At 33.3% G+C, this 19,645-nt stretch carries 21 protein-coding genes and 2 pseudogenes; 8 read left to right on the forward strand and 15 right to left on the reverse strand.

Annotated elements, in window-relative coordinates:
• Nucleotides 1–18: 18 nt before the first annotated feature.
• A complete protein-coding gene (locus DN392_RS30965; protein ID WP_064473419.1) occupies nt 19–174 on the forward strand; it encodes a hypothetical protein in 156 nt (51 codons plus the stop codon).
• 113 nt (nt 175–287) lie between these two features.
• On the opposite strand, the pseudogene DN392_RS24890 reads toward DN392_RS30965, so the two are convergent.
• Both DN392_RS24890 and DN392_RS24895 read right to left on the reverse strand, forming a co-directional pair.
• Nucleotides 288–587: pseudogene (locus tag DN392_RS24890) on the reverse strand (alpha/beta hydrolase); the annotation flags it as partial.
• A gap of 85 nt (nt 588–672) precedes the next feature.
• On the reverse strand, nt 673–948 hold the full coding sequence (locus DN392_RS24895; protein ID WP_149238110.1) for a hypothetical protein: 276 nt from the start codon (nt 946–948) through the stop codon (nt 673–675).
• A 304-nt stretch (nt 949–1,252) separates the two neighbouring features.
• Here DN392_RS24895 and DN392_RS24900 point away from each other — a divergent pair, with 304 nt between their 5' ends.
• A complete protein-coding gene (locus DN392_RS24900; protein ID WP_088321627.1) occupies nt 1,253–1,615 on the forward strand; it encodes a YxeA family protein in 363 nt (120 codons plus the stop codon).
• Nucleotides 1,616–1,737: 122 nt separating this feature from the next.
• On the opposite strand, the gene DN392_RS24905 is transcribed toward DN392_RS24900, so the two are convergent.
• The 7 genes from DN392_RS24905 to DN392_RS24935 all read right to left on the reverse strand — a co-directional run bounded on the left by DN392_RS24905 (nt 1,738) and on the right by DN392_RS24935 (nt 10,394).
• Nucleotides 1,738–2,448 (reverse strand): alpha/beta hydrolase, encoded by a 711-nt coding sequence (locus DN392_RS24905; RefSeq protein ID WP_000758808.1) that lies wholly within the window; start codon nt 2,446–2,448, stop codon nt 1,738–1,740.
• Between the two features lie 103 nt (nt 2,449–2,551).
• Complete coding sequence (locus DN392_RS24910) at nt 2,552–3,007, reverse strand: TspO/MBR family protein (protein WP_142292485.1); 456 nt, start codon at nt 3,005–3,007, stop codon at nt 2,552–2,554.
• 111 nt (nt 3,008–3,118) lie between these two features.
• The gene (locus DN392_RS24915) at nt 3,119–4,549 is read right to left on the reverse strand and encodes a cryptochrome/photolyase family protein (RefSeq protein WP_048566112.1); all 1,431 of its coding nucleotides are present in this window, start codon (nt 4,547–4,549) and stop codon (nt 3,119–3,121) included.
• Nucleotides 4,550–4,634: 85 nt separating this feature from the next.
• Entirely contained in the window at nt 4,635–5,147 is a 513-nt protein-coding gene (locus tag DN392_RS24920; protein ID WP_064057511.1) for a carbonic anhydrase, read from the reverse strand.
• 79 nt (nt 5,148–5,226) lie between these two features.
• Nucleotides 5,227–7,851, reverse strand: a complete 2,625-nt coding sequence (locus DN392_RS24925; RefSeq protein ID WP_088321625.1) for a DUF2309 domain-containing protein — start codon at nt 7,849–7,851, stop codon at nt 5,227–5,229.
• Nucleotides 7,851–9,383, reverse strand: coding sequence for an NADH dehydrogenase subunit 5 (locus DN392_RS24930; protein WP_000908930.1), 1,533 nt, complete (start codon nt 9,381–9,383; stop codon nt 7,851–7,853). Before DN392_RS24930 ends, DN392_RS24925 begins: the two co-directional genes overlap by 1 nt.
• Before the next feature lie 648 nt (nt 9,384–10,031).
• Entirely contained in the window at nt 10,032–10,394 is a 363-nt protein-coding gene (locus DN392_RS24935) for a Na-translocating system protein MpsC family protein (RefSeq protein ID WP_025118617.1), read from the reverse strand.
• Between the two features lie 392 nt (nt 10,395–10,786).
• Here DN392_RS24935 and DN392_RS24940 point away from each other — a divergent pair, with 392 nt between their 5' ends.
• Nucleotides 10,787–11,062, forward strand: coding sequence for a hypothetical protein (locus tag DN392_RS24940; protein ID WP_001087713.1), 276 nt, complete (start codon nt 10,787–10,789; stop codon nt 11,060–11,062).
• A gap of 67 nt (nt 11,063–11,129) precedes the next feature.
• Here the strand turns inward: DN392_RS24940 and DN392_RS24945 are convergent, their stop codons facing one another.
• From DN392_RS24945 to DN392_RS24965, 5 genes are all read right to left on the reverse strand, one after another.
• A complete protein-coding gene (locus DN392_RS24945) occupies nt 11,130–11,363 on the reverse strand; it encodes a YuzF family protein (RefSeq protein WP_048566108.1) in 234 nt (77 codons plus the stop codon).
• Nucleotides 11,364–11,601: 238 nt separating this feature from the next.
• The gene (locus DN392_RS24950) at nt 11,602–11,835 is read right to left on the reverse strand and encodes a hypothetical protein (RefSeq protein ID WP_000340034.1); all 234 of its coding nucleotides are present in this window, start codon (nt 11,833–11,835) and stop codon (nt 11,602–11,604) included.
• Between the two features lie 295 nt (nt 11,836–12,130).
• Nucleotides 12,131–12,277 (reverse strand): BC1881 family protein, encoded by a 147-nt coding sequence (locus DN392_RS24955; RefSeq protein ID WP_000738548.1) that lies wholly within the window; start codon nt 12,275–12,277, stop codon nt 12,131–12,133.
• Between the two features lie 547 nt (nt 12,278–12,824).
• Entirely contained in the window at nt 12,825–13,286 is a 462-nt protein-coding gene (locus DN392_RS24960; protein WP_000486298.1) for a CarD family transcriptional regulator, read from the reverse strand.
• Between the two features lie 215 nt (nt 13,287–13,501).
• Nucleotides 13,502–14,410 (reverse strand): acyl-ACP desaturase, encoded by a 909-nt coding sequence (locus DN392_RS24965; RefSeq protein WP_000957102.1) that lies wholly within the window; start codon nt 14,408–14,410, stop codon nt 13,502–13,504.
• Between the two features lie 551 nt (nt 14,411–14,961).
• Here DN392_RS24965 and DN392_RS24970 point away from each other — a divergent pair.
• Entirely contained in the window at nt 14,962–15,261 is a 300-nt protein-coding gene (locus DN392_RS24970) for a hypothetical protein (protein WP_001191994.1), read from the forward strand.
• A gap of 378 nt (nt 15,262–15,639) precedes the next feature.
• On the opposite strand, the gene menA is transcribed toward DN392_RS24970, so the two are convergent.
• Entirely contained in the window at nt 15,640–16,551 is a 912-nt protein-coding gene (gene menA, locus DN392_RS24975) for a 1,4-dihydroxy-2-naphthoate polyprenyltransferase (RefSeq protein ID WP_000536371.1), read from the reverse strand.
• 783 nt (nt 16,552–17,334) lie between these two features.
• Between menA and DN392_RS24980 the strand changes: the two are divergent.
• The 4 genes and pseudogenes from DN392_RS24980 to DN392_RS24995 all read left to right on the forward strand — a co-directional run.
• Nucleotides 17,335–17,508, forward strand: a pseudogene (locus DN392_RS24980) (IS6 family transposase); the annotation flags it as partial.
• 156 nt (nt 17,509–17,664) lie between these two features.
• Nucleotides 17,665–18,009, forward strand: coding sequence for an SdpI family protein (locus tag DN392_RS24985; protein WP_064471157.1), 345 nt, complete (start codon nt 17,665–17,667; stop codon nt 18,007–18,009).
• 417 nt (nt 18,010–18,426) lie between these two features.
• Nucleotides 18,427–18,870 carry a carboxymuconolactone decarboxylase family protein gene (locus DN392_RS24990; RefSeq protein ID WP_064471156.1) on the forward strand — a complete coding sequence of 148 codons (444 nt, stop codon included), beginning with the start codon at nt 18,427–18,429 and terminating at the stop codon, nt 18,868–18,870.
• Between the two features lie 241 nt (nt 18,871–19,111).
• On the forward strand, nt 19,112–19,642 hold the full coding sequence (locus DN392_RS24995; RefSeq protein WP_088321624.1) for a GNAT family N-acetyltransferase: 531 nt from the start codon (nt 19,112–19,114) through the stop codon (nt 19,640–19,642).
• Nucleotides 19,643–19,645: the final 3 nt, after the last annotated feature.

Consider the following 19,645-nt stretch of genomic DNA (forward strand, 5'->3'; position numbering starts at 1 on the left):
TCACACAATAGGTTATTAATGTTTTTGAATATCAAAGAAATGTCACGAGAAATTTGCTTTGATAAAAGTGTTACAAATAACGATTTGTTTGGAAGGCAAGCCCCTTATTTTATAGAAAATTTCTATTTAGAAAAAGTTACAAAAGAAGTACAAGATACTTTTTTCGTTAATTAAATCAAAATCAAAAAACACTCCTTTTCAAAGAGTGCTTTTAAAAAACATATAACCTAATAAAAATGTTTCTATTTTGATTACAGAAAGAAAGTCTTTATTAAAACATATGGTTGCTAATTTAATTGCAATCTTCCTTGCATCCAAGCAGCAATATCATTTATAACATACTCAGAGATATTAGCAGAATTATAATATTCATCCGGTTTACTTATTTCTCCATAATCTTCTGTAAATAAGGAATTTAACTTTGGATATAGTCGATAATCAATGTTATGTCGTTCTTTTAATTGTTCTTTCCAAAGAGGGATTTCGATTTTCGATTGAACTTGATAGTCTCTTTCTCCTTGAATAATAAAAAGCGGTGTCTTTTGTTCTTTTGACATTTCCACCGCTTTAATTTTACGGATAGAATCCTTACTTCACAGGATTTCTTTGCTGTTTTCACTATATCCTTACTATACAAATGAAAATATACAAACTTTGCATAAAAAAATGATTTTATAGTATCTTTTTAATATCCATGTCCACTTTGCCAACCACCGTGTCCACACCACCATGTCCGCCTTGCCAGCCACCATGTCCACCTTGCCAACCACCGTGTCCACCTTGCCAACCACCACCACGCCCGCCCCGCCAACCGCCGTGTCCACCTTGCCAACCACCGTGTCCGCCTTGCCAACCACCATGTCCATCTTGCCAACCACCGTGTCCACCCGGCCAACCACCGTGTCCGCCTTGCCACCAGCCTGCATAGCCTTGTCTCTGTGAGTTCATTCCTTCGCATCCCTTCTTATTAAAAATTCAAATACTGTAACTGGGTATTCTCTAAATATAATTATGTATCCCAAAAATAAATGTATCCGCAAACATCTCGATTATTGGTAAAGTAATTATCTAATGAAAAAACATTTATCATTGCAAATCTAAGCTCATAACACGATTTGCACAAGAGAATAACCATACAATGTTATCCCTCCTTTAAAAACCTATTTAAGAAAAACTTAAGAAATTCACTTCTAAATTCATAAGAATTTTTTTCTATACTGAATCATGTAAATGAACAAAAGGAGAAACAATTATGAAGAAATTTATACTTTGCATAATAGGAATAGGCCTTCTTATATACTTACTCCCATTCATGTTACGCGGGGATCTAGACATATTAAATCCACTTGCTGAAGAGAAAAATGTATATGCCGTTGCGGAAAGATATGGTGTTCCCGATTATCATACGAACGGTAGAGCTATATACTCGTTAAAAGGCATTGATGAATCTGGAAATGAAGAAGAGTATACAGTAGGAACGAATACTCCTAATGATTTTATAAGAAAAACTTACTTAAAAATCCATGTAAAAGGTAAGTATGTCTATTCTTACGAAGTTATTTCTGAAAAAGACATTCCGGAGAAAATAAGAAAACTAGTAGAAGATAGTATATAAACAAAGAGCCCACTCTTATGAGTTGGCTCTTTGTTTCCAGTTTTTCTCTCCCTTACCTACTCTACCGTTGGGCTATCGCTTGAGGAAGGAGAATTCTTTCGATCAATTTATTACATTCGCTATCACTGTTTTAATAGCCATTCTTCCATTACCTTTACTGTTTCATCTCGTTGTGCTTTTGGCGTAATTAAGCTTGCATTATCACCTTTTTGCTCACCATACATGCCAAAATGAGCATGGTTTCCGCCTTTTATCATGTGCATAGTTGTATTCTTTGACATTAACTTTTTATTGTTCTCTATTTTTTCTACAGTTGCTAAAGCATCTACTTCCCCATAAATTGATAACATCGGAATCGATTTTGTAGAGAAGTCATCTGCAGGATACGAACCTAAGAAAATGATCCCGTCTACCTTGTCTTCATGTTGAAAGGCATACTTAGAAATCATAGCTCCCCCCATTGAATGCCCTGCGACATACCATTTTTGAACTGCAGGATACTGTTCCATTACACTGTCTACCGCATTGATTCCAAATATCGCTAAATTTAATGGTAACTTAGGCATTACTACAAAATGCCCATCTTTTGCAAGAGCTTCCCCTAAGTAACTATAAGCCTCAGCTTCTACTTTAGCACCTTGATAAAAAATAACCCCTACTTTAGCACCTTTCTCTCCAAAAACTATATGATCTTCATCATTTTTACCATCTACTAACGACAAAGCCTCTTTCGTCGGTTTATAAGTAAACTGTGACCAAGTCAAAAACGTAATACTTCCTATAAGTAAAATACCTAGTAAAGAGTACAGAATAATTTTTATCCATTTCTTCAAAAAGATGACCTCCCTAAGATGTATATATTCTATATTTTAGATTACCATTAATAAACATAAAAACTCGAGCATTTTTATTATGCTCAAGTTTTTATTTACGTCTTTAATTTATACTATAAATTATCCAAGATAAATATGTAGCAAATGCGGACCATAAAAAATATGGAATTAGCAACCATGTCGATACTTTAGATAATTTGGAAGAAACCGCTATGAGAAGTAACGTAGTAATAGCGACTAGTAAACAATCTACTGTTGCTAAAAATAAATTTTTTTGACTGAATTGAAAGTAGCTGAACGCTTGATTACACATATAATTTAAAAGGAATACAAACCAAAATGTTTTTGGCTTACATCCATATTTGTTGTAAATAATTGCAACTGATAATGCAATAAGTCCATATAATACAGCCCAAATTATTCCGATTGTCATACCAGAAGGTGTCCAAGACGGCTTTTCTAGCACATCGTACCAAGTGCGATCAATAGGAAATAAAATACTAGAAACATAAAACAAACCATATGTTAGTAAAAATACTAGAATACTAGACTTTTTCATAAACATTCTCCTTTTTACTAGAAGATTATAGAAACTTTATATGATTAGTATGTCCTTGTAATGGATAAAATTCTAATATTTAAATTTCAAATACATATTGTTTAATCTATTTTATACGAACTCTTTCATACTTTTATATGCACAAAGGGCTCTCTCCCGTGCGGCCTTATGATCAACAACTGGCAAAGGATATGTATGACCAAGCTTTATATTGGCCTTTTGTAAAATATGCTCAGGTGCTTCCCAAGGTTTATGTATATATTTATTCGGCATATCTTTTAATTCTGGTACCCATTTTCTTATATACTCTCCATTTTTATCAAACTTTTCTCCTTGTGTGATGGGGTTAAAAATACGAAAGTACGGTGATGCATCTGCTCCACTTCCAGCAACCCATTGCCACCCCATTGTATTATTTGCAATATCAGCATCTAGTAATGTATCCAAAAACCATTTTGCTCCTTCTTGCCACGGAATTAACAAATGCTTTACAAGAAAAGAGGCTACAGCCATTCTTGCTCGATTATGCATAAAACCTGTTTGCCATAGTTCCCGCATTCCCGCATCAATAAACGGATAACCAGTTTCACCCTTCTGCCATACTGTTAATAACTCCTCTTCATTATTCCATGGAAAATGTTCAAAGCTCTTATTAAGAGGTTTATATACTGTAAATGGATAATGATATAGTAAATAATAAGAAAACTCTCGCCAAATGAATTGACGTATAAAACTATTCACTTGTTTTTCAAAAAGACTACATTGTCTTTCGGTACTTTTATTGATTAAGTAATGATACATCCACCTCACTGATATTTGGCCAAATGAAAGATATGGTGCCAACATCGAATGAGCATTTTGATTTGGAAAGTCTCTTCCTTCACTATAAGAGGCTAATTTGCTAGAGAAAAATTTCTTACATGCTTTGTATGCCCCTTCTTCTGTAGGCTCCCATATTGATTCAATATGGGATGTCCACGGTATAGTCGGCAGCAAATGTAATTCTGAAACAGATAAGCTTGCTGGTAAAGAGCTTCCTCCCTTTATACGCTGCACTTTACTAATAGGCTTAGGTATTTCCTGCTTTTGAAATGCATTGTAAAAAGGCGTAAACACCTTATATTCAGTGTTATCTTTCTTTTTAATAATCCACGGTTCTAATAATAAATGCGAATTAAATTCCTTACAAATAATACCTTTCTCTTCTAACATCATTTTCATTTTTTGATTACATTGTAATCTATCTGGATCATAACAAATATTCCAATATACAGCCGTTATACCTAATTGTTCTATGAGAGAAAGTATTTCTTCCAGCGTATTTCCTTTGCGAATTATTAAAGTAGATCCCAATGCCTCAAGTTGCTTTTTGACATCTATTATAGCATGGTGTAACCACCACTTTGATGCACTTCCTATTGAAAAAGTTTCATCTTGTACATATACCGGAAGAACCTCACCAGACTGAACAGCCTCAAATAAAGCTGGGTTATCATATAAACGAAAATCTTTTTGAAACATAACGATAATTTTATTTTGCATAACTATCCCTTCTAATTCTTAAAACATATTAAATTTCATTATATAACAGTAATTTATACATAAGAATTTATTTGTCTTTAATAGTTTAATTGACTTTTTCAACTATTTTATTAGTAGGAATTTTAACAACCATTTCTTTTTCACCTGTTCTATCAATCATGAAACCATGAACTTTAATATCAGAAGGTATTAACGGATGATGACGAATCATATCTATACTCTTCTCAATATTTTCACTAACATTTTCTTGTCCACTTAGCCATGCATTAAGGCTACCACTTGAAAATTCAGGCATGCAATTTTTAAAGAGATATTCTATTTCTCTGTTATTTTTTATGAAGTCACGTTGAATTTGTAGATTAACTACATCAGTTTCTTTATCCTCTATTCCTACAACAAAAATCTCTTCAACATTTTCTTGATAAATAGCAATAATAACAGATCTCATTATATCTCCATAAGGATGTACAATTACAGAATCATAGCTGTGTATAGTCAACATGTTTTCTTGTTGAATGTTGGTTACTTGTTGGATAATAGGCTCTATTCCGTGTTCAATGTCCGTTAATAATAATACTTTTTTATTCTTTGAATTCATATGGAGCACTCCTTCTTCACGATTGTATTTATGGAACTTTTAAACTAGTAATGATAGTTGATTATTTATGACATGATTGTTACCAATTTTTCCATTGTCCTTCTGGATCAACACTTGCCAGTCTAACCCATCCATTTTGAACTTTTTCTCGAAATGTGAGATTGGCATTTAACAAACGCTCTATATATTCAATAGGTGCTTGAATTACAATTAGTAAACGCAGTGGTGAATGATATGTCTCACTATCTGACTGCATAACGGATTGCCAAGGTAAGCCTGGCAACAAGTCACTTCCATTTCCTTGCATAACACCGAGACCTGCCGTTACAGTTTGGGTTGTTTTGTTTCCACTACCATAATAATGAGGAGCTACAGTTGAAGCGTAATATTGTAAATTTATCCACTGAGCTACTGTTCCTGGTCCCGCAATGATGTTAGCTAATATATCGCCACTTTCATCCTGTTTCCAATCATAATTATGAAGGAAAGCCCTACCTTCTAAGTCGCAATCCTGAGTTAATTCACGCTGTCCGATAATAAAAGATGCATTACGGGCTAATCCCCATTCTGGACGTATTTCACTCCAATCTTCTGCAAATCGCTGTGCTTCTTTACCTGGATTTTTTATTTTCTTTTTAAAATTAGGTAATTGCGTTAAGCGCTCTCTATTTGCATCTTGGCTCACATTTGGCATAACCGACTCAATACAATCAAATGCTTCTTGCGCAGTTTCCGAAAGTTCTGGGACATAAATCCATTCCAATTCATCCACTGTTGTCTTATGTTCAGCTGCCGCAAAAATGGTATCCTCAGGAATTTTAATGCCTTCAGCAGACAACGCCTCTCTTACTTCTGGAAGATTACATAAAGTAGCGAAAACTCTTGCATTGAATCCCCCTGCTGCTCCGCCACAAGCACCACACTCAAGCGCTGCTGCATAAGGGTTGTTCGTACTTTGACTACTATGTCCGCACATTACAACTAAAGGCGCGAATTTTTCTGTCAATCCCACCATCTTTAAAGCTTGACGCACATAGTTCACTTTTTCTTCTTTCGTAAAACCGATAGGTATCTCACATTTTGTATTATGAACATGATTAAGTGAGAATGTTGTATCAGGCTTTTGTAACATCGTTTTACGGAGATTACGAATGAAACCACCTACTCTTCTTGGCACAAAACTCCTTGTCACCATTTGTAAACCAAGTAAAGGACCACTTACTTCAGGTAGCAACATACTTGTCAATACGTTCTGTTTCATCGTTTTAAATGTATAACGTAACGAACTGCCTACCATCTTACGTTGTTCATAAGATTTACATTCATTTTCATCCGTGAGCTCTTTTATTTGATGTTTCGGTTTTAATATAACTGGCAAAGAAGGATGACTGTCATTACTACCTAGTTCACTAGTCGCAATTGGTAACCCAAAGAAACCGGCTATTCCAAACGTTTCGAACGGACCTAATTTTTCTAGGTGGCGACGAAACGGTTCTGAACGTACATCAATACAAAATGCTAATTGAGCTAATACACGTTTTTTATCATTAGTTGCACGTTGCTTAGAAACAATCTTTTCCCTTAATTGCTCTGCATGCGTCTGTTCCCAAGCTTCTAACCAAAGTTTCCTGCGAATATTTTCATCAAAACGATAGGCAAATGCTAATAATTCGCTTTGTTCAGCTGCAGACATTTGTGACCATTCCAGAGTTGAAATATTCCCCCAATAGATCCAAGAAGCTATAAGTGGGACAATCGAAACTTTTTTCTCAACCTTTTGATTTTTTAAAGGTAAATAAGGTTTTACAATGGCCAGTTCCATAGAAATTCGAACTGCTAAATATTCAATCATAAGTTCCTGTTCCTGAGTTGATTGTTGGGAACGCCATAGTATCATTCCTGCCCATCCAGGCAAAGCAAGCAAGTGCCCTTCAAGGTATGCTTGCATGTTAGATTCAGAAATTCCTAATTCAGATAAAGCTTTTGTTAAAGCTATCTGGGCATCCTCTGGCCAATCTTTTAACACTCTACGCTCATTTTTACTGAGCGCTGAATCAAATTTAATAAGGTGATGCCATGCGCGATACAAACCTTTCTCTCGATTTGGCATCGTCCAACTTGACCCGGAGTCATCCAAATATAATTTACACCATTTAATAATATGATAATTAAGAATATCAGATAGATTTTCACTATTTTCATTCTCTATAAGCGAACCTATTGATTGCATAGAAGAGTCTTTCATATTTCCTGTATTTATATAACTCATTTCTTCTGCCAGTTTATTTAATTGTGGCGATGATAATAAACTAAAAGGTAATTCCTCTAATTTTAAAGCTGCTTGGCAAAACTGCTCCGCTTTTTTTCGCGGGATATGAAAAGATTGTGAATCAAGCCAACGAGACAAGCCACTTTGTAAAAATGATTCCTCAATTTCACCTTTCGCCTTTGCCGAATGAATCATAGAATCACTAGGATATATATCCACATTACGAATTTCTTTTAACCAATCTGCAACTTGTTCAAATGATTGTTTTTCAAGTCCCATCCAAGGGTGATGAGCTGCAAATGTAGCAATCGGCCAAAGTGGTGCAATCACTCGGCTAGCAGATTCAACTAAATCATTTATATTCTTTTCTTGTATTTCAATGTTTGTATCTTTCTTTTTTAAAGTCTCTTTCGTTACGATTGACGATATGCTCATCACTGATTACCTCCCTTTGATACATAATGTTTAAGATAGCTTGGATGACTTTCTACTGACTTTTGTCTCGCCTCACCTACTCGAACGAACCAAAGATACATTACAGCAAATATAGTAGAAGATTGATTACGAGTAACGAGAGTACTAATAGCACTACCAAATAATAAGAGACATATAACAAAAATAACGGCTGGAGCTGAAGGTTGAACATTTTGATACATGTCAGTATGCAACCATTTATAAAGAGAATTATGAACGGTAAAGTAAATGAGAGAAAATCCAACTAAAATAAATACGCCAACAATTCGTCCCATTCTTCCCTCTCCAAAAACAACAAGTTGTTTCCATGAAAAGTATAATGACCACCCTAAGATGAACGCACTAACTAATTCATACCCTTCTCCAGAAGTCGTAAACCAAAAAGCAATCGCTATAAATAATCCGAAAACACGTCCGACCATAATCCATAAATTAGATATTTTTTCATTAGACTGCTTCACTGCCCCAAAACGTTGTACGGAAGAACCAGCTTGTAAAAACAATGTAGCTTTAAACAAACCATGTAAAATTAAATGAATAACAGCCGCCAAATAAGCTCCTAATGCGCATTGAATAAGCATAAACCCCATTTGTGCAATAGTTGACCCCACTAGCTGACGTTTATAATCAACCTGAACTAGGCTAATTCCTGTTCCTATTAAGACAGAAATACTAGAGAAAATTAGTAAAATGATTTGTGCAATATCATCATGAAAAAGAGGTGAAAATCTAGTTAACATAATACCGCCAGCATTTACTAACCCCGCATGCATAATAGCAGAAACAGGAGTTGGAGCAACAGCAGACTCAATTAACCATGTTTGAAAAGGCCATTGTGCTGCTGGAATCATCACAGCTAATATAATGAATAAGTTAATTCCTGTTTTCTCCAATGTTCCAAATTGAGCTACATTTTCATTCGTTAAAACTGATGTTAACTGCCACTGTCCAGTGACTTGAAAAAGCCAAATGATAGCTGCTAGTAAGGCAATCCAGCTTATTGTAAATAAATAACTAGAAATTTTTGTTGCTTCACTAACTACTTTCCACCCTTTATTTAGCCCTATGAGTAGAACCAATCCTATAAAAGTTGCTCCCCAACAAATAATCATGAAACGAAGATCATCACTTAACCATGCAACCGAAGATACACCTGTAGTAAATGTAAAAAGTGCAAAGTATTTTCGATATGAGCGATCTCCCAGTAAGTAACGTATAGAAAAACGCTGAATGATTAAACCGATTGTAAGAACAAAGAAAGCCATGAACCAAGCTAAAGTATCTAGATGCCAAGGCCCCACAACTCTATCTCCATTGTGATTAACAAGTGCGAGTAAAGAAACCAATGAAGGCAAAGCAGCGATACCAATGTGGATATGAACAAAACGCAAAGGCATCCTTGCATGTAAAAACAATAATCCACTTAGCCAAGAAGCACTAAGCGCCATAAAAAATAATGTTAACAGTGTTGATGAACTCAGCGAAATTAACATGTATAATACTCCCTTCTAAACGAAAATAACCTATAAAAATTCCTTTTAAGTAAGATAGTTTTTTAATTTCAATTTTCATTCACTCTTTTTCGTACATCGTTTTTTCCCATAAAAAAAACCGACAACTTCCATAATTCAATGATTTTATATCATCATTGAATTATGGAGATTGTCGGTTTCACTTCAACTAACTTCAATAAAGTTTTTTGAAGAGCTCCCATTTTATAGAGGATAATAATGTATGTATTACTCCTGTTAAAAAGAAAAGTATATTTCTGATCTCCTAGATTATGCAATCAATATATCAATTTATGTTATGTGCTATCTTTCAATTAAGAAACTTTTTCATTTAATCAATATTACATATTAAAAAAATGCTAAAGCCTTAATTATAGCAAACTGTTAAAATGAGCATCTATCAATTTTTTAAAACAATTATAAGATAAACCATATTAAGCAGTTTGTCAATTTCTTTATCAGTTTTTTCGAGTGTTATTTCAATGGAAATTCATTATACGTAAATAATTTTAAGTTTACTTCCTTTTTACTTATTACCATGTTAATAAGATGAAATAAAGTACACAACTTGTAGATTTCTTAATTATCTCACTGCATTTTTAGTGTATCACCCTACGGTGGTTTTAATTTTTAAAATTTCTCTTCAAGATTATGAAGCAATTTAAAAATCATTACTCGTTCACCTGTACGGGAGCTTATATCCGTATGAAAACTTTTCACTTTCTCTCCAGTTAATTCTAATATAATCTCTTTTAGATCTTCAATTCCAGATTCAACTAACTCTGAACGATTTTTCTTTATCGTTAGCATACCGTCTTTTGTTTCGCAAACAGTATATTCAGCTGGTGTTAAAATACCTTGTAAATTTACGATAATCATATCCCGTAATATATCTGTCTTAACGGATATAGACCCGCGTCCTAGATAGTCCTTTTCCCAATGAGTAATTGCTTTGCTTATCTCTGATTCAATAGAGCCTTTTGAGCTTTTCATCAATGTATCCTCCTTCAATAAAATAAATTTACAATAACAATATAATAATCTGGATTGATTTTATTTTCAATTATTGAGAAGAATTTATTGGAATTGTTGTAAGGTATCCTTTCATATCATAGTGATTTTTTATATTACAATATAGAATTTTTGATCATTCCCAACAAGATACTCTTACTATAAAGGCTCTGTTGCATAGATTGCTAAAAAGGTCATTGTGGGGCGAGTTGTGTTTTCTTAGCTTGATAGCGATGGGGCAGGACCCCTGTACGTTAAGAGATTAGGTTGTATATTTGAGGAGATGTACGAGACAGGTGTGAATTTAGGGTAATCTAATATTTTCCATTCAAATATGATAGAATAGAAGTATATCCAAAACGGAGGAATAACAAATGAACTCAAACACAAAACAGTTTATTTATGATATCCAGCAACGAAAGAACAATTATATAGAAAATGCTTTAATAGCAATACAACACCCTAAAAAAGAGCAATCTGAACAGGTCATTCAAAATATAGTAGAGAAAATGGATATGATGATTAGTCTAGTTACTACGTACATGAGGATTGAATCTGGATCTACGAAAGAATTAAAAGAACTTCAGAAAGAAATTATCCATGCTCAAGCATATATCCAAAAACGAAAATTTGAAGAAACACAGAGATAAAACCCTGTGTTTTTATTTGATGTTCTATGACGCTAATCTGTTATAAATCAAATTACATGTAATTTGATTATTGTTTTGGCATAATCCATACAATTTGTTGAATGCGTACAATATATGGCACCGTATCTTCAATGAGCAAATGATCGGGTTTCAGATCCTTTAATTTACCTCTTATATTTCCTCTTACAGTTTCAATAACCACTTGTTTACCAATTACTGATTGTAATGTCTGATATACATAGGGATTAGGCACACTTACCATATTTTGTTTACTAAAGTCATTTCCCTCCAAATAACTCATTCTATAAGACTCCTTTCTAACTCGCATTCTTTCTCCTAATATATGATGTAAATCTTATAAATATGCTAGAAGGATAATTCATTATATGAACGGAAATAACATTTTAATAAGATACGGTTTCTATTCCTAAATTGCTAAAAAATGATTTATATAAAGTTACTTTTACTAGTTAATAGGTGATGATATAGGGATATTTTGAATGTACATCTAGGTTGTTCCTTTCAGGATATGTATCATTTTAAATACGCCCTTTGTTAGAATAGTACTCATACTTTTTTTGAGATTCTTTCGTAATACGTGCGTTAAGTAAAATTGCTAACAATAAAAACACTCCATATTTTCCCCCTGTAGCTCCTATGATAATCACACTACTACAAACAAGTACAATTAATAGGATAAACGAAACTAAATAAATACGATCATAATTCTTTGACATCTTCTCGTATTTTATGCGTTCTTTCCTTGCATCCATCTAAATTCCTCCTTTAAATAATCCATTTCACTCTCAAATAAATCTAGCCCTTAAAAAGGAAACAATCTATCGTTTCAAATAATTAGTTTGTTTTTTATCAACTAATTTATATAACGTAAAAAGAAATCCTACCAATATTAAGCTCTCCACCATGATAATCCCGACCATCTCCTTCCTTTTAATCCCAACAAATCAGATAAAATTTATGTATATCCCATATTAGCTGCAACAAGCAAAAAGGATCCCCCTTCTCTTAAAGGCCGATCCTTTTCTCCTTGTATGCAACTATTTTTACCTATTCTTGATTAATTAGAATAATAGCTGGTCCATCTACACGAATTCCACCAACTTCGATTTTTTCATAAGACTCAACTGTAATAGAGATGATCCCTTCTCGCTTCTTTAATTCATTACTTAATTCTTTTGTTAACATTTTTTTCATGTGTGTACTCCTTCTTACTGCTTAATTTACTATTGGTATGTAAATAAAATTTAAATTGGTTTCCTGGTCTGGAAACCAATTTTTTGTAGTTGACCATATGGTGTTACCAGTTCGTTTATCAATTTTACGTAAAGAAGATAAACAATTACTATTCACCGTCTCAGTAGATATAAGGCACTCTTACAGATAGTGGTGAGATTGATTGTTTTTTCTTCTAGAAATAATGACTTAGATAGTATATTACCTAAAACAATGAAAGCCCTACCTCTCTTTCATCCTTACGGCTCCTTGTCCGTGCCAGTGTGAATCAGGATTGTAAAAATCAAGTGACTATTTAATTGAGTTATTTGATGAAACTTCAAACGTTCGTAAAAGAAATTTAAAAATAAAAATGGATTAGATTGAAGTAGTAACAAAAGAGGTATCTACTCTAAAAGTGAGTTGAAGAAATTGAATATCTTTGAAATACTTTCCTTTTAATAATCAACATACATCCAGAAAATTCAGGATATTTCCGAGAGATGTCATACAGTATTTATAATAAATCTCAACAGAAACTTTTTATTTGTTTTTCAGTGATTCCTTTAATTAATTCTAGCTCACTGACCAAAAATTTATATGCATCATCCAACAATTTTTTTTCGCTTGTATTCAGTGCTTTTTCCTTCTTTATACGGATTAAATCACGTATAACTTCAGCACCTTCTTGTATTTCACCCGTTTTTATTTTATCTGTGTTTACTTTATACCTTTGTTTCCAAGGCATTAATTCGCCTGATTCTCCATGCTGAAAAATGTGTATAATGCGCGTTAATGTAAGTATATCAATAACTGGGCGTATATTCGAACTCAATATTTTGCCCTTAGGAATCATGATTTGCATATTACTAATGGACATTTTTATGACATAATAAAGTTGCTTTTTCCCTGAGAACTCTTTTTCTTCTATGGCTTCAATTATACCTGCTCCGTGCATTGGATAAACAATGTTATCGCCAATTTGAAACATATAACCCACCTCCATATGTGGTAACCTTCTCAAGCTTAACACATACGTTATTTTTTATCAAATATTTAATAATATCATGAGTTTATTTTTGGTGTCAACTACTTTTTATTCAGAAGTTAAATTAAGGAAAACAGCCGCAAAATAATAGAGAGCGTTCTAGATTTCAAATAAAAGAAAAGGGCATTCCCACGCGTATATTCTGAAATCTCTACTCATTAACGTAGATCAGTTTTTCCTTGAAAACGGCCAAATCGATCCCGTATTTTTTTCAATCTTATATGATACTCCAAAATCTCAATTCTTGCTTTTTCTGCTAGAGGGGCAATTGGTCGTAAGTCTTTTAACCCCCAATACTCAACCACTACATCAAGTACTTGATCAAAATATTGTAGTGGCCCATAGTTTGCTTCTTTTGCAATCACAGCCATTCTATTTTCAAAATCAGGCATGACGGCACCTGGCATTTTAAAATTCCTAATCACATTGGCAATATAGTAGCAATAATTTGGTTCCAATTCTAAATGTGTTCGAATAACGTCTCGATAAAACGCATAATGAAGTGTTTCATCTTTTGCAAGACGGCGTAATAATGTAGCAAGATCTGGATCATGCTTACTTGCCACCTTAGCTACATTATTGTAAAACACCATTGTTGCAAGTTCTTGTAGCGTCGTATACGTCATGGCTTCGATTGGTGTATGAAAATCAGGCTCAAATCCACACTCAACGACTGATTTTCTTAATTCATGTATACGTTTAGGGTTTACACTTCGAGTGAGTAGTAAATATGTCTCTAATAAATTCGAATGTTGATCCTCTTCTGAGGTCCAAGTATGAATAAAGTCTGTAATAACAGAAAGGGAACCTTTAAAAGTCGCAGATAAATACGTTGTAAACCATGGTAAATTCACTTCTGTTAATAAAGCTGTTTCAATGGCCGTAATTACACCAGAAGGGAGAGTAACTTGACTTTCATCCCAAGGAACTCTTTTAAAGTCCATTCCCTTATCCCATGGTAAAAACTCATGATAACCCCAGTCTATCTTCTGTGCTCTTATTTTATGTTGTTCATACAGTTCTTTTAAACGTGGTTCTAATCGGAAATCTAAATCATTTGTTAGCATATAAGCGCCCCCTTTTCTTACCATGAATATTCAGCTTATTTTTATCCTTAAAAATTTTCTACAAATAAATATTACTTTCCTTTTTTTAAATCAAACATAACAAACTTGTAACAAAACTCTTTAAGAGCGCTATATTTTCATAGGATTTTTTTATCAAAAGAGGGACCGTTACATCTATTTTCTTTTTTATAAAATAGATATTGAGGCAAACAATATGTTAGTTAGTCAAAATAAAAAACTAACCTCAGTAAATACAGAATAACATTCATGGATAAAGATACTCGTCATGTTGTAAATTTTGGTGAGTGTAAAAAGGTGCATGCCTATAAAGAATCGTTTTATAATAAAGATTGATAGTGTTTTATATACACTATCAACTTATTTGGACGTAAGATTATAATCCGATATATTAGATTAAGCGCTTGAAAAAAATACAGTTGATGAGATAGCCTTAAACGACAATTCCCAACAAGCTTAATGCACATTGGCTATGATGAGTTAGACCAATTTTTGTAAAACAGTATACAACAAAAAGGGACGAGGCGATAAACATGCAGTCAACGGAAGCGCATATGAAGGAAAAACAACGTAGAGAAAAAATAGAAATTATATTTAGTCACAGGGTAAAAGGAGAGAATTTTTTTCACGGTTCTTCCTATCAATGGAAAAACATTGTATATCAAAATTATAATAGGATACAACAAAAAGAGTTGGAAATTGAACAACTCATTTCGAAAATGGAAAAAGAAGGGATCCGTTTTACGCAGCACCGTTCACTCATACACTATCCCGTCATTGATTTCGTAAAATATATAGCTAAGATTTATAAAGAGCCCCTCGAAATAAAATAATCATATTTATAAAAGGTTTATTTCCGGGGATTTTTTTAACTTAAAACCAGGAGGACTGCCCCATTTCCATCAAGATAAAGTTTTATAACACCCCCAAAACGAAATTTTTAGGTTTTATTGTGAAAAAAGCCTATTTATCGTTTTGGGGGTGACCTGTTTTCTTAGGTTGATGGCGATGGGGTACCGCCACATACCCATCAAGCTAAAGATGTATATTCCATGCACTTCCGTTCTTGATGCTCACATGCTTGATATTTTTATTTGTTTTTAAAGTTGCTTTTGATTAAAAGGGAAAATACACGCTATAAAAATAAAACCCCAATATCTCTATATTAAAATCGAGAAATCGGGGTTTAGTCACGAAACAATAGTTTTTATTTAAAACAAATAACTAATTAATAATCCTGCTGATAATAAGAAACCAAAAATCGTATTTGTCATCGCTGTTGATTTCATTGCGATGCGCATATACCCTGGATCCTTTGCACCTTTTTGGAAACTTTGAATGGCAGAGATTGGCTTTCTCAAACCTAGGAACATAACTAATGCCCAAGGGCTTATATAACCCATCAATACAATCACCGCGATCCATAAATAAGCAATGAAAAAGGCTACAGCTAGTGTTACTATTGCTTTTTCTCTCCCAAGGAGGATTACTAATGTCTTTCTTCCACCTTTAATATCTTCTTCGATATCTCGGATGTTATTCGACATGTTGATTGCACCTACTAAAATTCCAATTGGAATAGAAATCAATACACTTTCAATTGTTATCGTATTCGTTTGAATAAAGAAAGCGATGAGTACAAAACATGTCCCCATTAACAATCCAGAAACTAATTCTCCAAATGGAGTGTACGCAATTGGTAATGGACCACCTGTATATAAATAGCCAACCGCCATCCCAATTAAACCGATAACGACTAACCACCAGCTACTATTCATACAAATATAAACTCCAATAATTGCTGCTAGTACATACAATAAAAGTGCAACTGTTAAAACATTTTTTGGTTTCAATCCATGACGAACAATTCCACCACCAATTCCAACAGAATCAGCAGTATCTAATCCACGTTTGAAATCATAGTACTCATTAAATAAGTTCGTTGCGATTTGCAATGCTAAACATGCAACCATCATCGCAATAAATAAAAGCCAATCAATTTTGGCAACATAAAGTGATGCCACTGTTCCTAAAATTACAGGAGAAAACGTCGCCGTTAACGTATGCGGGCGCGTCATCTTCCATATTAATTTAGCGGAACTAATTTCTTTTTCTGTCCCCATAACTCTGTTCAATCTCCGATACGATAAACTTAACTAAATCTATACAATTCAATCAAATTTATCTCGTTCAACAAAGGGCGCAATTCCTTAGCCAGTTCTCTTATGAACTTCTCATATTTTCACATGAGCGCAGACTATATGTTTATCTCTTTAGAGATAGAGGATTTTTCCACCACCATAGGCTTGTGATGTACTCTCGTCAGTTATGCGAGATAGTCGTTGAACGTTCATCTTATCCATTTTGACTTAGATGATTCGATGCGGAAGACCCATTATTCTAGTGTTTAGGATTTAACCTTACACCATCTGATTGATTTTTTCTGCTTTCGCAACATTCACGCTCGCCATTTCTAGCCACGTTGTAGTTCAATCAGCTTTAGGGATTACCCGCAGTTAACCCTCACTACTAGCCAATCACTTGACTAGCAGGGCTTACTGATATATTTAATTAACTTTCGTTATAATTGGTTAAATAAATCGTAACAGTTAGTTACCCTACATTTAAGTATAAATTACTAGCAGTATCTTTCTATCTATTTCCTGCTTCACATCTATTATATCAAAAAAAGAATTGGTGGTAGAACTGTAATGCTCTTGCTTGCACGATAACTTTGCATCAAAATACCGTTTCTTCTAATATGGGGTGGTACCCCATCGCCATCAAGCTAAAATTTTATAGTACCCCCAGAACAAAATTTTGTTCTAACTTGTAACAAAAAAGCTCATTTTTCGTTTTGGGGTAATTCTGAATTCTTAAGTTGATGGGCATGTATGGTGCCCCCTATTAAAAGGCGAGTTCGTTCTATGTTAGGATTAAAGTCGTTTAAAACAGCAATCTCTATATTGAGTGGTGTTGAAGCCATGCATATGATGAAAAAAGGGCAACTTGTTTTACTGAACAAGTCTGTCCAAAACCAGAAAGAATGTATTCATAAATTGTTTTACTTAGCTTCATAAGATAGAAATGAAGAGGAAATTGCTATTCTATGTTCCTAACTAACATTTTTGCACCAGAACCCTAAATTTCCCCTTTTCCTAAATTCTAATTTATTACCAACAAACTATGATATACTAAATATGTAATTTATTGGATTTTTCAAAGGGGCTGATAAAATGGAAACAATACTTGTAAATATAGGGATAAGTGTACTCACAGGAGTAATTTTCATCTGTGCTGGATTGGCATTACTCTACAAACCGCCAAAAGAAATTAATGGGATATATGGTTACCGTACGAGTCGTTCAATGAAGAACTCGTTTCTTTGGAAAAAAGGTAATGCATATAGTGGGAAATTGCTAATTATATGTGGCCTTTTAATAGGGGTATTAGGTAGCATTTTAAGTTTTATTATTACAAGATTTGAGTATGCACTCTTTACTATTTTAGGATTAATGTTTGTACTAATTTTCCTCCTAATATTGAAGGTTGAAAAGAAACTAAAATCCCTAGATAAATAACCCCATGCCTATCAAGCTAAGAAATTAGTTGTTCTTCAAAACGAAAAAATTAACTAAATCCCTAAAAATAACTATAGGAAGATAAAAACTCTGTAGCTTTCGAATAAAGTTTGATCAAAATTATGTAGTTGTTTGGTGATAATAAAATTGTTTCATTTATAATAAAATCATTTAAAAAATTAATAAAGTTATTCAATTTATTCTGACGGTAATAATAAAATAATTAAAAAGTGAAAATATTTATTTGGAAAATACGGTTACTCATTTGCGATATTTACGTACCATGAAACAACTAATTACACTGTCTACAACTGAAATTTTCTTTGATTTCGAATGCCTTACAAACAAAAAATTAGCACGAACGTTCGTATGAAGGTATAATTATAAATATCTTAAAATCAAAGGAGGTCTTGCCTTATGAGTCAAAGAATTTCCTACTATGATGTTGCACCTGATGGCATGAAAATTATGATGGATATGGAGAAGTACACTAAGAAGTCTACAATTAATCGAATTACTAGAGAACTTATAAAGATTAGAGTCTCTCAAATTAACGGTTGTGCTTTCTGCATGGATATGCATACATCCGATGCTCGTAAGATAGGTGAAACCGAACAACGAATTTATTGCTTGAATGCTTGGAATGAATGCGATTTTTATACACCTGAAGAGAAAGTTGCTTTTGAACTATCTGAGCATATTACTCTAATTCCCACTAAAAGAGTTCCTGAAGACCTATATAAGCGAGTACGTGAACACTATGACGAGAAACAATATGTTGACCTTGTTCTGGTAATTAATCAAATCAACAGTTGGAATAGAATTTCTATTGCAATGGGAAATACAGCAACTAAAAAATAGTTGCTCTCAACGAACGTTAAATAAGAATAAAATTAAAGGTGTTTAAAAATCACAATACAATTGTTTCATTTTTCTTTATTACGCATTGATCATAAATTGTGACATAACCAAATTTTTGAAATTTATTGTTTCATCCTTTATAGCTTTTATAATAATATTATCTTGGAACACGAAGGGACTGAACTATGCGCAGATATCAATATCTTGACCCCAAAATAAAAACATAATGGAGGTAAAAATATTGATTACAGAACTACAAACCGAAAGATTAGTTTTAAGAAAAATGAAAGCATCAGACGCAGCTAGCATGTTTACAATTTGGTCTGATCCAGAAGTTACAAAATTTATGAATATCAATAGTTTCACTGATGAAAGCCAAGCGGTAGATATGATTGAAATGCTTGATAAGTTATCTCGGGAAAACAGAGCTATTCGTTATTCAATAATTGAATTAGAATCAAATGAAATTATCGGTTCTTGTGGTTATAATTCATTTGATTTCAAAAACGCCAAAGCAGAAATTGGTTACGATATTAGTAAAGCTTTTTGGGGTAAGGGATATGCGCCAGAAGCCATTCTCTCTTTAATGGATTATGCGTTTAGTACTTTAGAATTCAATAGAATAGAAGCAAAAGTTGAATCGGAAAACATCAATTCAATAAAAGTATTACAAAAGTTAAACTTTACATTCGAAGGGACAATGAGAATGTGTGAAAAATCTAATGAAAAGTTTATTGATCTAAGTATTTATTCAAAATTAATAACAGATTAACTT

The sequence above is a fragment of the Bacillus sp. BB51/4 genome (assembly GCF_008368845.1).
In the GTDB taxonomy this organism is placed as follows: domain Bacteria; phylum Bacillota; class Bacilli; order Bacillales; family Bacillaceae_G; genus Bacillus_A; species Bacillus_A wiedmannii.

Excerpts from the sequence above, each read along its gene's own strand:
- DN392_RS24935 (WP_025118617.1), bottom strand. The coding sequence starts at position 10,394 with ATGAAAAGCTCAAAAGGCTCTATTGAATCAGAGATAAGCAAAGCAATT.
- DN392_RS24900 (WP_088321627.1), top strand. The coding sequence starts at position 1,253 with ATGAAGAAATTTATACTTTGCATAATAGGAATAGGCCTTCTTATATAC.
- DN392_RS24915 (WP_048566112.1), bottom strand. The coding sequence starts at position 4,549 with ATGCAAAATAAAATTATCGTTATGTTTCAAAAAGATTTTCGTTTATAT.
- menA (WP_000536371.1), bottom strand. The coding sequence starts at position 16,551 with ATGGGGACAGAAAAAGAAATTAGTTCCGCTAAATTAATATGGAAGATG.
- DN392_RS24910 (WP_142292485.1), bottom strand. The coding sequence starts at position 3,007 with ATGAAAAAGTCTAGTATTCTAGTATTTTTACTAACATATGGTTTGTTT.
- DN392_RS24945 (WP_048566108.1), bottom strand. The coding sequence starts at position 11,363 with ATGAGTTATTTGGAGGGAAATGACTTTAGTAAACAAAATATGGTAAGT.
- DN392_RS24985 (WP_064471157.1), top strand. The coding sequence starts at position 17,665 with ATGGAAACAATACTTGTAAATATAGGGATAAGTGTACTCACAGGAGTA.
- DN392_RS24940 (WP_001087713.1), top strand. The coding sequence starts at position 10,787 with ATGAACTCAAACACAAAACAGTTTATTTATGATATCCAGCAACGAAAG.
- DN392_RS24895 (WP_149238110.1), bottom strand. The coding sequence starts at position 948 with ATGAACTCACAGAGACAAGGCTATGCAGGCTGGTGGCAAGGCGGACAC.
- DN392_RS24990 (WP_064471156.1), top strand. The coding sequence starts at position 18,427 with ATGAGTCAAAGAATTTCCTACTATGATGTTGCACCTGATGGCATGAAA.
- DN392_RS24955 (WP_000738548.1), bottom strand. The coding sequence starts at position 12,277 with ATGAAAAAAATGTTAACAAAAGAATTAAGTAATGAATTAAAGAAGCGA.
- DN392_RS24970 (WP_001191994.1), top strand. The coding sequence starts at position 14,962 with ATGCAGTCAACGGAAGCGCATATGAAGGAAAAACAACGTAGAGAAAAA.
- DN392_RS24960 (WP_000486298.1), bottom strand. The coding sequence starts at position 13,286 with ATGTTTCAAATTGGCGATAACATTGTTTATCCAATGCACGGAGCAGGT.
- DN392_RS24920 (WP_064057511.1), bottom strand. The coding sequence starts at position 5,147 with ATGAATTCAAAGAATAAAAAAGTATTATTATTAACGGACATTGAACAC.
- DN392_RS30965 (WP_064473419.1), top strand. The coding sequence starts at position 19 with ATGTTTTTGAATATCAAAGAAATGTCACGAGAAATTTGCTTTGATAAA.
- DN392_RS24965 (WP_000957102.1), bottom strand. The coding sequence starts at position 14,410 with ATGCTAACAAATGATTTAGATTTCCGATTAGAACCACGTTTAAAAGAA.
- DN392_RS24925 (WP_088321625.1), bottom strand. The coding sequence starts at position 7,851 with ATGAGCATATCGTCAATCGTAACGAAAGAGACTTTAAAAAAGAAAGAT.
- DN392_RS24930 (WP_000908930.1), bottom strand. The coding sequence starts at position 9,383 with ATGTTAATTTCGCTGAGTTCATCAACACTGTTAACATTATTTTTTATG.
- DN392_RS24950 (WP_000340034.1), bottom strand. The coding sequence starts at position 11,835 with ATGGATGCAAGGAAAGAACGCATAAAATACGAGAAGATGTCAAAGAAT.